The sequence below is a fragment of the Thermoanaerobaculia bacterium genome (assembly GCA_018057705.1).
GTDB lineage: Bacteria > Acidobacteriota > Thermoanaerobaculia > Multivoradales > JAGPDF01 > JAGPDF01.
Genome location: JAGPDF010000009.1, coordinates 20,505 through 35,223, shown reverse-complemented (window position 1 = coordinate 35,223; position 14,719 = coordinate 20,505). Strand labels below are relative to the sequence as shown.

The 14,719-nt window shown below is 69.9% G+C and carries 1 protein-coding gene; it reads right to left on the bottom strand.

The window, feature by feature from the left end; genetic code table 11:
• Positions 1-5: 5 nt before the first annotated feature.
• On the bottom strand, positions 6-14,555 hold the full coding sequence (locus tag KBI44_04505; GenBank protein ID MBP9143726.1) for a beta-propeller fold lactonase family protein: 14,550 nt from the start codon (positions 14,553-14,555) through the stop codon (positions 6-8).
• Positions 14,556-14,719 lie beyond the last annotated feature (164 nt).

Below are 14,719 nucleotides of genomic sequence, written 5' to 3'. Positions count from 1 at the left end.
TAGTCTCATGGGACGGCCGCGCTCCACCGGCTCGTGTCGCTGGTTTCGAAGCCGTCCGCGAAGATCGTCGGCATCAGCATCAGATTGTCCAACCGCACGTCGTAGGCGTCGCCCGGCACGCTCACAGCAAGGAAGCTGACCCGGATCGAAGAGGCACCCACCGGAGGCGTTCCGAGCGGCCGCGCGAAGCGGCGCCAGAGACCGGCGGTGTCACCCTCGACCGGAGCGGTCGGGAAGGTGCTGAAGATCGTCGTCGGCGAGACGCAGGTACCGACGATGTACTCGGCCTGGGCAGTGACCCGCACCTCGGACCCGGACGAAGCGGCGATCCGGGCCTCGCCGGAGAGGACATAGAGGTCCTCCGGAGGCAGCGGCATGCACTGCAGGAGCCGGAGCGTCGTCGCACCCGACAGGTTCTGCAGGCGGGCCGAGCCCGACAGCGGGAAGCCGTCGGCATCCAGCGGATCGTGGACAATGTCCAGCGCCCCGCCCGTGGTCAGGGTCCAGGCGTCGAGATCGGTCGCGAAGTCGAAGTGCGGCCGATCGATCGGGTTGGCGATCCGCACCCGGAAGTGGCGGATGAAGTCGTCACCCGGGGCGCCGTCGCCGTTGCCGTCGAGCGGATTGCCGTCGAGATCCTCGACCGCGCCGCAGACGAAGAGCCGGAAGAGCCCGTCCGCGAGCGGCGCACCGCCCTGGAGGCCGAGCGTCGCCTCCGAGACTCCACCGTCATACGCCGCGCTGTCGATCACCACTGTCTCGTCGTCGCCCGTCACCGCTCCGCAGACGGAAGTGGCGAACAGACCGTCCTGGCCGGCCGCGACGAGCTGGTAACTCGCCGGATTGCTCGGGTCGTTCGGGTCGCTGTCGCCGGCCGGATCGAACAGCTCTTCGCTGAAGCCGACGGTGATCTCGGCGATCTCGACCAGCGCGGTCTCCATCTCGTCGAGCACTGCGTCGCCGGTGCCGGCGTCAGTGTCGACGAAGGCCACCGTCGGGGGTTCGAGGACAACGATCGCGAACGTGACCGTGCCGGTGTTGTTGGCGGCGTTGGCGTCGGCGGTCGCTGCCTGGACATTCGCGCCGTTGACGTAGTTGCCGGCGGTCGCCGGCGCGTTGGCGTCGAGCAGGATCGAAGAGGTCGCTCCCGGAGCGAGGGCTGCGAGCGTGCAGGAAACCGACGAGGCCGCCGGGGTGCAGAGCCAGCCCGCGCCGCTCGCACCCGTGACCACCATGCCGCCCGGCAGGAGGTCGATCACGGTGAGCCCGGTGGCGGTGCTCGGCCCGTTGTTGGTCACCGCCAGGGTGAACTGCATCGGATCGCCGATCTCGACCAGCGGGTCGTCGACGGTCTTCACCAGGGAGAGGTCGGCCGCCGGCACCAGGAGATCGGTGTCGGTCGAGCTGTCGTCTCCCGGCAGCGGGTCGGTGACCCCGGCGCCCGGCTGGAGGCTCGCCGTGTTGACCAGAAGACCGGTCGCGGACGGGTCGATGAGCGCGGCGAGGGCGAAGACGACCTCGGCGCCGGCGGGCAGCGAGGCGAGCTCGGCGGCCAGGCCGCCGGACCCCGAGGCGGCGCAGCTGCCGCCCAGATTTCCCTCGCAGGCCCAGGTCGCCGACAGGATCTCGGCCGGAAGGGTGTCCGTGACCTCGGTCGCCGGGGCGTCGGAGGGTCCGCTGTTGGTCACTGTGATCAGGTACACCGTGGCGGTCCCCGGCACGGCCTCGGTGACGCCGTCGGTCTTGGTCACCGCCAGATTGGCGACCGGCGTGAGCGTGTCGATGTCGGTGGCGCTCGCGTCGCCGACGTTGGTCGACCCGGCCGGCATGGCGATCGTTACGGTGTTGATCAACTGCCCGGTCGCCGCCGAGTCGACGGTGCCGAGGACGGTATAGGTGAGCGCTCCGCCGACCGCGATGTCCACCGTATCCACGATGTCCGCCGCGCCGCCGGCGCCACAGCTAGCCTGCCCGACCCGTTCGAGCACCGCGACGGCGTCTCCCAGTTCGCCCAGGGCGTAGAGGTTGGCGCCATCCGGAGAGACGGCGATGGCGCGCGCGCCGTCGAGGCCGGCGAAGCCGCCGACACCGTCGCGCGCCACCTGAAGCTGGAAGAGGAGGCCGCTCGAGCCGTCGCGCCGGAAGATGGCGACGGCGTCGTCGTTGTAGCTCGTCGCGAAGAGGAAGAGCCCGTCCGGCGTCATCGCCAGCCCGCGCACGCCGTCGAGCCCGGTGAGCCCGGCCACGCCGTTCTTCACCTGACTCGAGAAGGCGAGCTCTCCGGTTTCGCTGTCGCGGTCGAAGATCGCGATGGCGTCGTCAGCGAGGCCCGCGGCATAGACGAACTGGCCGCCCGGCGAGACCGAGAGCGCCTGGACGAGGTCGAGACCGTCCACGCCGGCGACGTTGTCCCGCATGACCTGCTGCAACGTCAGGGCGCCGGTCACGGCGTCGCGGGCGAAGACCGCCAGGGTGTCCGACAGCGACCCGGCCACCAGGACATGGGCGCCATCGGGGGTGACCGAAACCGCGACGGGACCGTCGATGGTGCCGAGATCGATCTCTCCGAAGCCGTCCTTCAGGCGCGCGAGCCAGGTCAGGCCGCCGGTCTCGGCGTCGCGCGCAAAGACCACCAAGGCGTCGTCATCGAGGCTGACCACGTAGACATGCCCGCCATCCGGCGAAACCGCCACCGCTGCAGCACCGTCGAGGCCGTCTACCGCCTCGTCGGATTCGCGCTGCACTTCGACGGCCGTGAGGAGGCCCGTCGCGGTGTCGCGCGAGAAGACGGCGACGGCATCGTCGGTCGCGCCGGTGGCATAGAGGTGCAGGCCGTCGGGTGAGATCGCGACACCGCCCGCGCCGCCGAACCCGTCGAGGCCGCCGGCACCGTCGACATAGCTCGCGACGAAGGCGAGCTTGCCCTGATCGCCGGCATCGCGGGCGAAGAGGTCCAGGGCGTTGCTGGCACGAGAAGCGATGTAGACGAAATCGCCGCCGGTCGCCGGTCCGAAAGCGCCGTCCGGATCCGGGGCGATGACGACGCCCCGGGGCGCGTCCATCCCGGTCACGCCGCCGGTGCCGTTTACTTCCGCCTCGCGGAAAGCGACCGCCGAGGTCGCGACGCAGCTCCACGCCGGCTCTTCGAAGATCGCCGGGAAGAGGTCCTCGAGCACGCCGTCCGCGAGGTCGCTCGGGCCGGCGTTCGCGAGGACGATGGTGTAGGTCACCGGCAGCCCGGGGATCGCCTCGGTCTGGCCGTCGTCCTTGGTCAGCGTCAGATCGACCTCCGGCGTCAGCGTGGCGCCGTGGACGACGACGTTGTTGGCCTGCTGGGCATCGATCACGTTCCCGGGTTCGGTGATCCGCGCCGTGTTCAGGAGCTCTCCGGTGGCTGCCGGAGAGAGCCCGGCCGAGAGCGTGTAGACCACCGAGCCGCCGGCTGTGATGTCGACCGTGTCGACGATCGAGCCGAAGCCGCTCGCCGTGCAGCGGGAGCCGTCGCCGCGCCGGAGCAGCGCCAACGCATCCTCGCCGGCGCCGGCACCGTAGACCTGATCCCCGTCCGGAGAGACGACGACGGCGCGAACGCCGGCCAGACCGTCGACGCCGCCGGCGCCGTCCTCGGCCCTGGGCAGGGCGGAGAGCTCACCAGTGCCGCGATTGCGGGCCAGCACCGCGACGGCAGAGTCGGCGGGACCGGCGACATAGACATGTTCGCCGCCTGGGCTGACCGCAACGCCGGAGGCCCCCGCGAGACCTTCTGCTCCACCGAAACCGTCGACGATCGCCTCGACGAAGGTGAGGGCGCCGGTCGCAGCGTCGCGGCCGAAGACCGCGACGGCGTTGTCGTCCGCGCCGGTGGCATAGAGGTGCAGGCCGTCCTCCGAGAGGGCGAGGGCGCTGGCGCCGGCGAGGCCGTCCACGCCGCCGAAGCCGTCCTTCTGCGCTTCGACGAAGGTCAGCAGACCCGAGCCCGCGTCGCGGGTGAAGACGGCCACGCCGTCGTCGGTCGTGCCGGCGACGTAGACATGCGCCCCATCCGGGCTCACGGCCACCGCCGAGGCGCCCCCGAGCCCATCGAGGGTGAGCGGCGCCTGCGATGCGCCGTCGACCCGGATGCCGAGATAACTCAGCTCACCGGTCAGGGCGTCGCGCGCGAAGATGCCGACGCCGTTGTCGCTCGCAGCCGCGGTGTACAGGTGCTTGCCATCGGGCGACAGGGCCGCTCCACGGACGTTGCCCAGGCCGTTCACTCCGCCGACGCTGTCGCGCAGGAAGTGGACGAACGCCAGGTTGCCGGTGACCGCCTGGCGCTCGAACACGGCCACGGCGTCGTCGAGCTCGCCCGTGACGTAGGCATGCAGCCCATCGGGACTCACTTCGACATCCGAGGCGGAAAGCAGTCCGTCCACCGCGCCGGTCACCACGCAACCGGCATCGCGCACCGCTTCACCGTCGATAACCAGGCCGGTGAACTGCACCGTGCCGTTGCGCAGGTCGCGGCGGAAGATCGCCACGGCGTTGTCCGTTGCGGAGGCGACGTAGATGTTGAGCCCGTCGGGCGAAACCGTCAGGGCGCGGGCGCCGTCCAGGCCGTCGACCAGCGCCAGTGGCAGCAGGGCACAGGAACGCGAGATGTCGTCGATGTCGTCGCCGTCGTGCACTGCGGCGGCCGGCGGCAGGGGCGAAAGCAGCCCCGGCACCGGCGCCGCGACGCAGCTCCAGACCGCGTCGGAGAGCAGCTCGGAGAGCACGTCGCTCACCGTGGCGCCCTCGACGTCGGAGAGCCCGTCGTTGTCCACCCGGATCTGATAGTGAATCGTCGTTCCCGGCACGAGCTCGGAAACCTCGGTCGCGACGCAGTCGAGAGGATCGCTGCAGGCGATCTTCTCGATCCGGAGGTCCGCCCGGCGCTCGAGCTCGGTATCGCCGTCGGTCGCGCTGTTGTTCGTCGGCGCGAGCTCGATGAAACCGCTGGGCGCCGCGATGGTCGCGGTGTTCACGATCGTGCCGGTCACCCCCGGCTTGATCGTGCCGGTGGCGGTGATCAGGAGCTGGCTCCCGGCCGGCAGCCGGACTTCCTTGTTGACCAGGTCTCCGACGCCGTCCGAGCCGTTGAGGCAGACCGCGCCGAGCGCCAGGCTGAAGCACTCCCATTCGACGTTTTCGAGCTCGCCCGGGAAGACGTCGGTGACCAGGGCGCCGCGGACGCCGCTCGGACCGTGATTGGTCACCACGATGTCGTAGCTGATGGTCTCGCCCGGGGCGACGGTGCCATCGCCGTCGGCGTCGCCCTCGACGAAGGCGAGTGCTCCGGTGCCGCTGCTGCCGTCCCAGTCGCGCTCGAACGTCACGACAGCGCCGTCTTCGGAACCGGCGGCATAGAGGTGCGCAGCGTCCGGACTGGCGAGGAGAGCCACAGGCTTGGCGAGGCCTTCGACTCCGGACTGTCCCTGCCGGACCGCGCTGCTCCAGGTCAGGGCGCCGGTGATCCCGTCGCGGGAGAAGACGGCGACGGCATCCTCGCCGCTGCCGGCGACGTAGACGTGCTGTCCTCCCGGATCGGAGCCGAACGGATCGGGCGAGACCAGAACCGCGGCCGCCCCCTGCAGACCGTCGACCCCGCCGATGCCGTCGGCGTAGGCCGAGACGAAGGTGAGCTTGCCGAAATCCGGGCTGGCGTTGCCGGCCTGGCGAGTGAAATGCGCCACCGCGTTGGCGGTGCCGCCGGCGACGTAGACCTGGCCGCCGTCCGGCGAGACCGCCACGGCGCGAGCACCGGCGAGACCGGAAACTCCGGCCACGCCGTCGCGGTGGAACTCGACGAAGGAGAGGGCACCGGAGGCGTCGTTGCGCGCGAAGATCGCCACGGCGTTGTCGGCCTCGCCGACGACGTAGAGATGGGCGCCGTCGGGCGAGAGCGCCAGGCCACGTGCCAGGTTGAGACCGTCGGCCCCATCTACGCCGTCGCGGACCTCACCCAGGAAGTCGAGCTTGCCGAAGGTCGCGCTCGCGGCGTTGGCGTCGCGTCCGAAGATCGCCACCGAGCTCGAGCCGGCGGCGGCAGCATAGAGGTGCTTGCCGTCGGAGGACAGCGCCAGGCCATCGGGGCCGAGCAGTCCGGTGACGCCACCGAAGCCGTTGCGCTCGAGCTCGAGCAGGGTGAGCTTGTTGGTCGCGGCGTCGCGAGAGAACGCGACGAGCGCGTTGTCGGTCGAGCCCGCGACGTAGACCTGGGCGCCGTCTCCGGAGACCACCACGGCCGCTGCGCCGTTCAGGCCGTCGACGCCGCCCGCTCCGTCGCGCTCGGATTCGACGAAAGTCAGGGCGCCGGTCGCCGGCGTGCGGGTGAAGGCGGCGACGCCGTCCCCGAGGAGGCCCGTGGCGTAGACCGCCGTGCCATCCGGGCTGGCGGCCAGGGCGGAAGCGCCGGCGAGCCCCTGCAGCACCGAGATGTGGTCGGTCTTGGTGATCTCGAGATCGGCCCGCGGCGAGAGGTCGTCGGTGTCGGTGTCCGAGTTGTCGGCGGCGTTCGAATCGGTCGGCGCACTCACCGTGGCGGTGTTCACCAGGTCGACCGCGGTGCAGGGGTAGGACTGGCAGAGCTCGGAGTCGACCTGGCCGGTCACGCGGTAGAGGACCTGGCTGTCGGCCGCGATGTTGACCACGTCGTCGAGCACGATCGCCGGACCGTCGAAGTCCGAGCCGCTCGAGCAGGAGGAATCGGTCGGTCGGCGGAAGAGCGCCAGGGCATCGTCCACCGGACCGGCCGCGATCACGATCGCGCCGTCGGGCGAAATGGCGACATCCGAGGAGCCGGCGAGCCCGTTCACCGGGCCGAAACCGTCGCGCTCGGCGTCGACGAAGGTCAGGCGCCCGGAACTGGAAGCGTCGCGGCGGAAGACTCCGAGCGCGTTCTCGCCCGAGCCTGCGGCATAGACGTGGAAACCGAGTCCGCTGTCGTCGCTCACGGCGAGAGCGGAGACGCCGGCGAGTCCGTCCACTCCGCCGACGCCGTCGCGCACGACCTCCCTGAAAGTCAGCGTGCCGACCGCGGGATCGAGAGCGCCGAGCGTCAAGTCGCGGGTGAAGACCGCGATCGCGTTGTCGCCCGAACCCGCGACGTAGATGTTCAGGTCGTCCGGCGAGACCACGACGCTGCGCGCGACGGAGAGACCGTCGACCCCGCCGATGCCGTCGACCTTGGTCTGTGCGAAGTCGAGCGCGCCCGTACCCGGGTCGCGGTCGAAGACCACGATGGCATCGTCGTTCTCACCCGTGGCGTAGACCCATTCGCCGTCGAAGCTGACCGCGACCGAGCTGGCGCCGGCGAGGCCCTCGACGCTGCCGACGCCGTCTACCAGCGTTTCGACGAAGGTCAGGGCGCCGGTCGCCGGATTGCGATCGAAGACAGTGATCGCGTTGCTGTTGGCGGCGGCGACGTAGAGCGTGTCGCCGGCCGCATCCATCGCCAAGGCCACCGGCTCGTCCAGCCCGGCGACGCCGGGGGACTGCTGCATCTCGAGGAGGGTGAGCTTGCCGAAGGTCGCCGGCGGCAGCGGGTTGTCCTGCCGGGTGAAGACGACGACGGCGTCGTCCACCTGACCCGCGACGTAGACATTCTTGCCGTCCGGCGAGACCAGAACGTCGGTCGCGCCGTTCAGGCCGTCGATTCCTCCGACGCCGTCGAAGTACGACTCCACGAAGGCCAGCGTGCCGGCAGCGCCGTCGAGATGGAACGCCGCGAGCGAGTCGCCGCCGAGACCGGTGGCGTAGACATGCTCGCCGTCCGGGCTCACCGCCGTCGATTTCGCTCCGAGGAGTCCGCTGACGGTCTGCGGTCCGGGCAGCGTTTCGCCTTCGACATAGTCGTCCAGGAAGGTCAGGGTGCCCGAGGGCGCCGCGACGCAAGTCCAGGTAGCGCCATCCGGGAAGATGTTCGTCAGGTCGTCCTGCACGGCGGCGCCCACGACGTTGCTCGGACCGTGGTTGCGCACCGTGATGGTGTAGGTGATCTCCGTCCCGGGCACCGCCACGTCGTCGCCGTCGGTCTTCGCGATCGCGAGATCGGTGCTCGGAGCGAGGAGGTCGATGTCCCGGCAGCCGTTGTTGCCGATGATCACCGGCAGGGCGGTGTTGTCGGTGCAGACTCCGGGCGGGTGCAGGCCGGAAGATTCCGGGCCCGGTTCCTGGATCGCCGAAGGCACGGTGACGTAGGCCTCGTTGACGAGTGTTCCGGTGGCTCCCGGATCGATCGTCGCGTGCACCGTGTAGACCACCTGGCCGCCGGCGGCAATCTCGACACCGGAGTCGAAGAGGTTCCCGACGCCGGCGCCGGTGCAACGCGAACCGGAGGCGCGGCGGAAGAGCGCGATCGCGTCGTCGCCGAAGCCGGCGATGTAGGTCTCGAGACTGTTGGTCGAGATCGCGATGCCGTAAGCCTGGTCGATGCCGTCGACGCCGTTCTCGCCGTCGAACGCCGCCTCGACGAAGACCAGCGTCCCACCGGTCGCCTCGCGCGCGAAGACCGCGACGGCGTCGGCATCCTCGGCGGCGACGTAGACGTTCTTGCCGTCCGGGCTCACGGCGACCGCGCGCGCGCCGTTCAGACCTTCGACCCCTCCGACCCCATCCTTGAAGCTCTGCACCAGGGTGAGCTTGCCGAAGTCGTCGCTCGCCAGCTCGACGTTGCGGTCGAAGACGACCAGGGCGTCGCCGGTATGTCCCGTGACGTAGATGTTGCGGCTGCCGTTGGTATCGCTGAGATCGTCGCTGGCAGCGACATGCATGGCCCGGTCGAGGCCCGGAATGCCGGCGAGCAACTGGAGCTGGGTGACGCGGCCGAAGTTCGCGGCGTCGCCGCCGTTGGTGTTGCGCGAGAAGACGGCGACCGCGTCGTCGATCGAAGCGGCGACATAGATGTGCCGGTCGTCCGACGAGAGCGCCAGCCCCTGGGCGCCCTGCAGGCCGACGATACCGCCGGCACCGGTGATCTTGCTCTCCTTGAAGACGAGACGCCCGTCGTTGCCGGCGTCACGGGTGAAGACCGCCAGCGAGCCGGGCGTCCGTCCGACGACATAGACGTGGCTGCCGTCGGAGCTCACCGCGACGTCGCTCGCTCCGAACAGACCGCTCACCCCGAGCAGGCCCTGACGGTGCAGCTCGAGGAAGGAGACCGCGCCGGTCGTCGTGTTGCGCTGGTAAACACCCAAGGTGTTGTCGCCCGCGTTGAGGCCCTGGCTGACGACGTAGACGTTGTCGTCGTAGACCGCCAGCGCCGCGGCGCCGTCGAGTCCGTCCACGCCGCCGCTGCCGTCCTGCAGCCGGTTGACCAGCGTGAGCTCGCCGTTCGCGGCGTCGCGCGAGAAGGCGACGATCGAGCCGCGTTCGACTTCGTCGCCGAAGCTGACGGCGTAGAGATGAGGCCCGGCCACGCCGACATCGGTGACCGCCTTGAGGCCGCTGACCCCGCCGACACCGTTGATCACCGGCGCCGGCGGATTGCTCGCCGGCTGGCCGCCGGTGAAGGCGAAGGATGGCGGCGCGCCGGCCCGCAGGTAGACGGTCAGGGCGTCGTCCTCCGACGCGGCCACGTAGAGGTTGGCGCCGGACGGATCGACCGCCAGCGCGCCGGCACCGTCGAGGCTGTGGACGATGCAAGTCGTCGGCTGCACGCACGCGGAGATCGCCTCGTCACGGTGCACGCCGATGAACTTGAGACTGCCGGTGGCGGGATTGCGCTGGAAGACGACGGTTGCGTCGCTCACCGCGCTCGCCACGTAGAGATGCTGTCCGTCGGGGCTCACCAGCGTCTGCCGGGCCCCATCGAGACCGGTCGCGGCGCCGCCCAGACCCGACGCTTCGCCCTCGTGACGCTCGGAGAGGAAGGTGAGCTTGCCGAAGTCGGGCGAGCTCTCCGTAGTGTTGCGGCCGAAGACCGAGACCGCGTCGTCCGTCGCCGCCGCGACGTAGACGAAAGCGCCATCGGGCGAAATCTCGACACCGGAGGCCCCTGCGAGGAAGGTGCCGCCGAGGCCTCCGTCGAGGAGTGACTGCAGGAAGGTCAGCTTGCCGAAATCGAGCGAACCGCTGTCGGTCTCACGACGGAAGACCGCGATGCCGTTGTCGTCGCGGCCGGTCACGTAGACGTGCTTGCCATCCGGGCTGACGCGAACGCCGCTCGCGCCATCGATACCGTCGACTCCGCCGGCGCCGTCCTTCTCCACTTCCCGAAAGGAGAGCGTGCCCGAAAGCGACGCATTGCGCTGCAGGACCGTCACCGAGTCGTCGACCGGGCTCACGACATACAGGTGCTGGCCATCCGGCGAAAGCGCCACATCCTGCGCACCGTCGAGACCGTCGACCGTCCCCGAGGACTGAACGTCGCCTTCGGTCACCGCCTCGATGAAGGTCGGCTGCCCGGTCGCGAGGTTGCGGGTGAAGACGGCGATCTTGTCTTCGCTCTCTCCCGCGACGTAGATGTTCAAGCCGTCCGGACTGACCACCAGGCCGCGGGCGCCGCCGAGGCCATCGATGGTGAGGAAGCCCTGGGTGCCGTTGTCGAGCAGCCGCCCCAGGTAAGCGAGACCGCCGTCCGCGGCGTCGCGGCTGAAAGTGGTGAGCGCGCCCTCCACGGCACCGGTGGCGTAGACGAAGCTCCCGCCGGGTGCGACGGCCAGGTCGCGCGTACCGTCGAGGCCGGTGAGCAGGCCCAGTTCGGTCGTGCTGTTCTGCCGCTGATCCTCGAGGTAGGTCAGGGTGCCCAGGGCCGGAGCCTCGGAGTTGCAGGTCCAGGAGACGTTGCGCAGCGCCGCCGGGAAGATGTCCTCGACGACCAGTGCCTGAGCGTCATCCGGGCCGGTGTTGAACACCGTGATGCTGTAGGTGATCGCTTCTCCCGGGACCGCCGCCGTGGTGCCGTCGGTCTTGATGATCGCGATGTCGGTCTCGGCCTCGAGCACCACCTGGACGCTGGAGGTGTTGTTGCCCAGACTCGGATCGAAAACCCCGCTGGGCACGATGACTTTGGCGACGTTCGAAAGCACGCCGGTGGAGGGCGAGGCGACCACGGCGCCGGAGATGGTGAAGGTCGCCTGGCCCGCACCGGCGCAGGTCGCCGGGTTGCCGCCGTTCAGGCTGACTGTCGCGTTCGCCGCGGTCAGGTTCCCCGAGCCGTTCGCCGGCACCGGACAGCTGCCGTTCGAAGCGACGCAGCTCCAGGTCGCTCCCGTGTAGTCGATGGACAGGATGTCCTGCACGAAGGCGCCGGTGACGTTGCTCGGACCGCAGTTGCGGACCACGATCTGAAAATCGAGCGGCGCGCCTGCGGCGATCGCACCGAGCGGCGTCAGTACCGTCTTCGAGATCGAGAGATCGGCCTTGGGCGAAATCGGAACCTCGACCGAAGCGGTCTGGTCGGCCGGCGTCGGGTCGATGAAGGTCACCGGGATCGTCGCCGTCGCGCTGTTCTTGGCGCAGTTGCCGGTCGCCAGGGCGCAGGCGGTCCCGACGGCGTTGGTCGCGATGGTCACGTTGATGGTGTAGGTGACCGTGCCGCCGGCCGGCAGATTCAGGTTGGCGGCATTGATGTTGCCGGAGCCTCCGGCAGGCGAGCCGCAGACCGCTCCGCCCTGGCCGACGCAGCTCCAGCTCACCGACGAGTAGTCGGCACTGGCGAGCGCGAGGTCGGTTACCGAGGCGTTGCTCACGTTGGCCGGGCCGGCGTTGCTCACCGTGACGGTGTAGACCACCGACTCGCCGGGGACGGCCGAGGACGGACTGGCCGTCTTGGTCACGGTGATGTCGGCCTCGCTGCCGACCGGATCGCTGTCGGTGGAGCTGTTGTTGGCGTTGTTGGTGTCGACGCCGGCCGGCGCGGCGACCGTCGCCGTGTTGACCAGCGTGCCGCTGGCGTCGTTCTCGAGGACCGCCGCGGCGGTGTAGGCGACATAGCTCTGGGCCGGAATCACCGCCGACTGCGAGAAGGCGAGCACCGAGCCTCCGGGTACCGGACAGGAGGCGCCGCGCGTCTCCGAGAACATCCCCAGCAGGTCGGCGACGTCTCCGACTCCGTAGACCTGCTCTCCGGCCGGCGAGATCGCCAGGTCGACCGCCGAGGTGAGCCCAGCGATGTCGAGGAAGTCGAGCTTGTGGACCTGCGCACCGCCGGTATTGCGGCTGAAGATCGCGATCTTGCCGTCGTTCGCACCCGCCACGAAGACCAGCGAGCCGTCGGGGCTGACCTCCACCCCGCGCGCCCCGTCGAGGCCGTCGGCCAGCGGCAGGCCCGCGCCGTCGGTCTCGCGTTCGGACCAGGAGAGCTGCGGCGCGAGCTGCCCCGCCGTGAGGTCGCGGCTGAACACCACCACCGCGTCGTCCTCGAAGCCGGCGACGTAGAGCGCATCTCCGGCGGGCGAGAAGGCGAGCGCCGAAGCGCCGTTCAGCCCTTCGTTGGCGCCATCGAGCTTCGCCTCCACGAAGGTGAGGGCTCCGGTCGCGAGGTTGCGCGCGAAAACCGCGATGCCGTCGGAGGTTTCGCCGGCCACGACGACGTGGCGGCCGTCGGGAGAAACGGCCACCGCGCGCGCGCCGCCCATGCCGCTCACCCCGGGGCTGGAGTTGGTCACGGTCGAGTGCCAGGCGAGAGCTCCGGTCGTCGTATTGCGCGTGAAGACCACGACCGCGCTGCCGGTCGCCGCCGCGACATAGACGTGGCGGCCGTCCGGAGCGACGGCGATACCGCGCGGCCCGGTCATCGCGGAGAGATTCGGATCGCTCGAGCGCTCGATGTCCAGCGAGACGAGCAGGCCGCTCGCCGGGGTGCGCGTGAAGACCTCGATGGCGTTCTCGCCGAAACCGGCGACGTAGACCTGCCCGCCGCCGGGAGAGATGGCGATCGCCGAGGCGCCCTGGATCGCGCTCGCCGTCCCGCCGTCGGTGTAGGAGGTGCCGAAGGTCAGCAGGCCGGTGGTCGCGTCGCGCTGGAACAGGGAGACGGAGTTGTCGGCCGAAGCCGTCGCATAGACGTGCTTGCCGTCGCCCGACACGGCCACGGCCGAGGCGCCATCGAGGCCGTTGACACCGCCGCTGCCGTCCGCGAGCTGACCCAGGTCGGTGAGCGCACGCGCCACGGAGCAGGTCCAGCCCACTGTGGAGACGCGGACCGCGTCGAAGTTGTCGGTCACCGTCGCCGCCGCGATGTCGCTCGGACCGCGGTTCGCCACCGTGATCGTATAGGGCACCGCCTGTCCGGGGATCAACCCGCTCAGGTTGTTGGTCTTCACGATCGAAAGATCGGACAGGCGCGCGATCGCGTCCGACTCGGAGTCGGAATCGTTCGCCCCACTCGTGTCGACGACGCCGGCCGGCGGCGCAACGTCGATCGTGGCGAGCAGCGTCGCCCCCGGCTGGGCGGGGCTCACCCAGCCGCTGAAGGTGAGCGTCACGGTGGAGCTATCGGTGAAATCGAGCCCGGTCCAGTTGGGCGAGAGCGAGGTGGCGCTGAAGATGCCCTCGGAGGGTGTGAAGTAGGCGCCCAGGAGGCGCAGCGTCTGGTTGTCGTCGATGTGCACGCTCTCGAGGCGCGACGGCCCGGCCTTCGTCACCTCGATCGAGTAGGTGGCGGGCATTCCCGGAGTCACGCTGGTGGCGGTGCTGGAGAGCACGACGGAGAGATCGACCTGCGGCTCGACGGCCGTCGATGCCGAGTCGGAGTCGTTGCCCGGAACGGGGTCGGTCGTCGTGGAGCTCGCCGTGGCGGTGTAGACGACCGGAGACGTGATCGTGACCAGGTGATAGTCGTCCGGAACCGGGAAGGTGACCGTGACGTTGCGGCTCGCGAGGGCAGCGATCGTTCCCAGGTTGCAGGGGGTCGCAGCACAGTCGCCGCCGTAGACCGGGGTGTTGAAACCGGCGGGGGCCGGGAACGCGAGCGACACCGCAGCCGCGTCCGACGGGCCGTTGTTGGTGAGCGCGATCGCGTAGGTCACCGAGTTTCCGGGAACGACCTTGTTCGGCACCGGCGCCGTCATCGTGACCGTGACATCGAGGTCGGCGGAGGTCGTGACCGTGACGTCTTCCGTTTCGGGATCGGGCGTGGTGTCGACGGTGCCGTAGAAGCTGAAGTTGGCGCCGAGCGTCCCGGCAGCGACACTCGCTGCGACCCGCAGGGTCAGAGTGCCGTTACGACTCTCGCCGTTGCCCAGGGCGCCCAGCTGACAGCGCAGGATCGGTCCTGCGACGACCGAGCAGGTCGTCCCGGGAAGGGCTTCGGACTGATAGAGAAAGGAGGTACCCAGGGGAAGGTCGAGGACGGCCGCGGTCTCGTCGTCGCTGGCCCCGGCAGCGGTGTTGCGCAGGTCGAGGGTGTAGACGACGTTGGTGGCCGAACCGGCCACAACCGAAGCCGGCGCGTGCGTGATCGAGAAGATCTCCAGGACCGGCTGCGCGGCGAGCGGCACGGCGCCGCCGAGCGCCGCCCAGAGGGTCGCGCCGAGCAGGAGGGCCAGGGTGCCACGGGTTCGGCGATCGGAACGGGGAGGGGGAACGCTCATCAGACGGCTCCCTTGTTGCTGCTTGCGCTGGGGTGAGGCGAGACCGGAATACGGAGCTCTTCGAGGCCGACGACACCGACGAACGGCTCCGGAGGGACAGTTCCTGCAAGGTTGGATGACATCTTCCCCCACGCTTCCGAGTCCAGAGAAGTGCTCCAGTCGGT

Bases quoted from the DNA above. Each gene is read 5' to 3' on its own strand.
- KBI44_04505 (MBP9143726.1), bottom strand. From the start codon at position 14,555: ATGAGCGTTCCCCCTCCCCGTTCCGATCGCCGAACCCGTGGCACCCTG.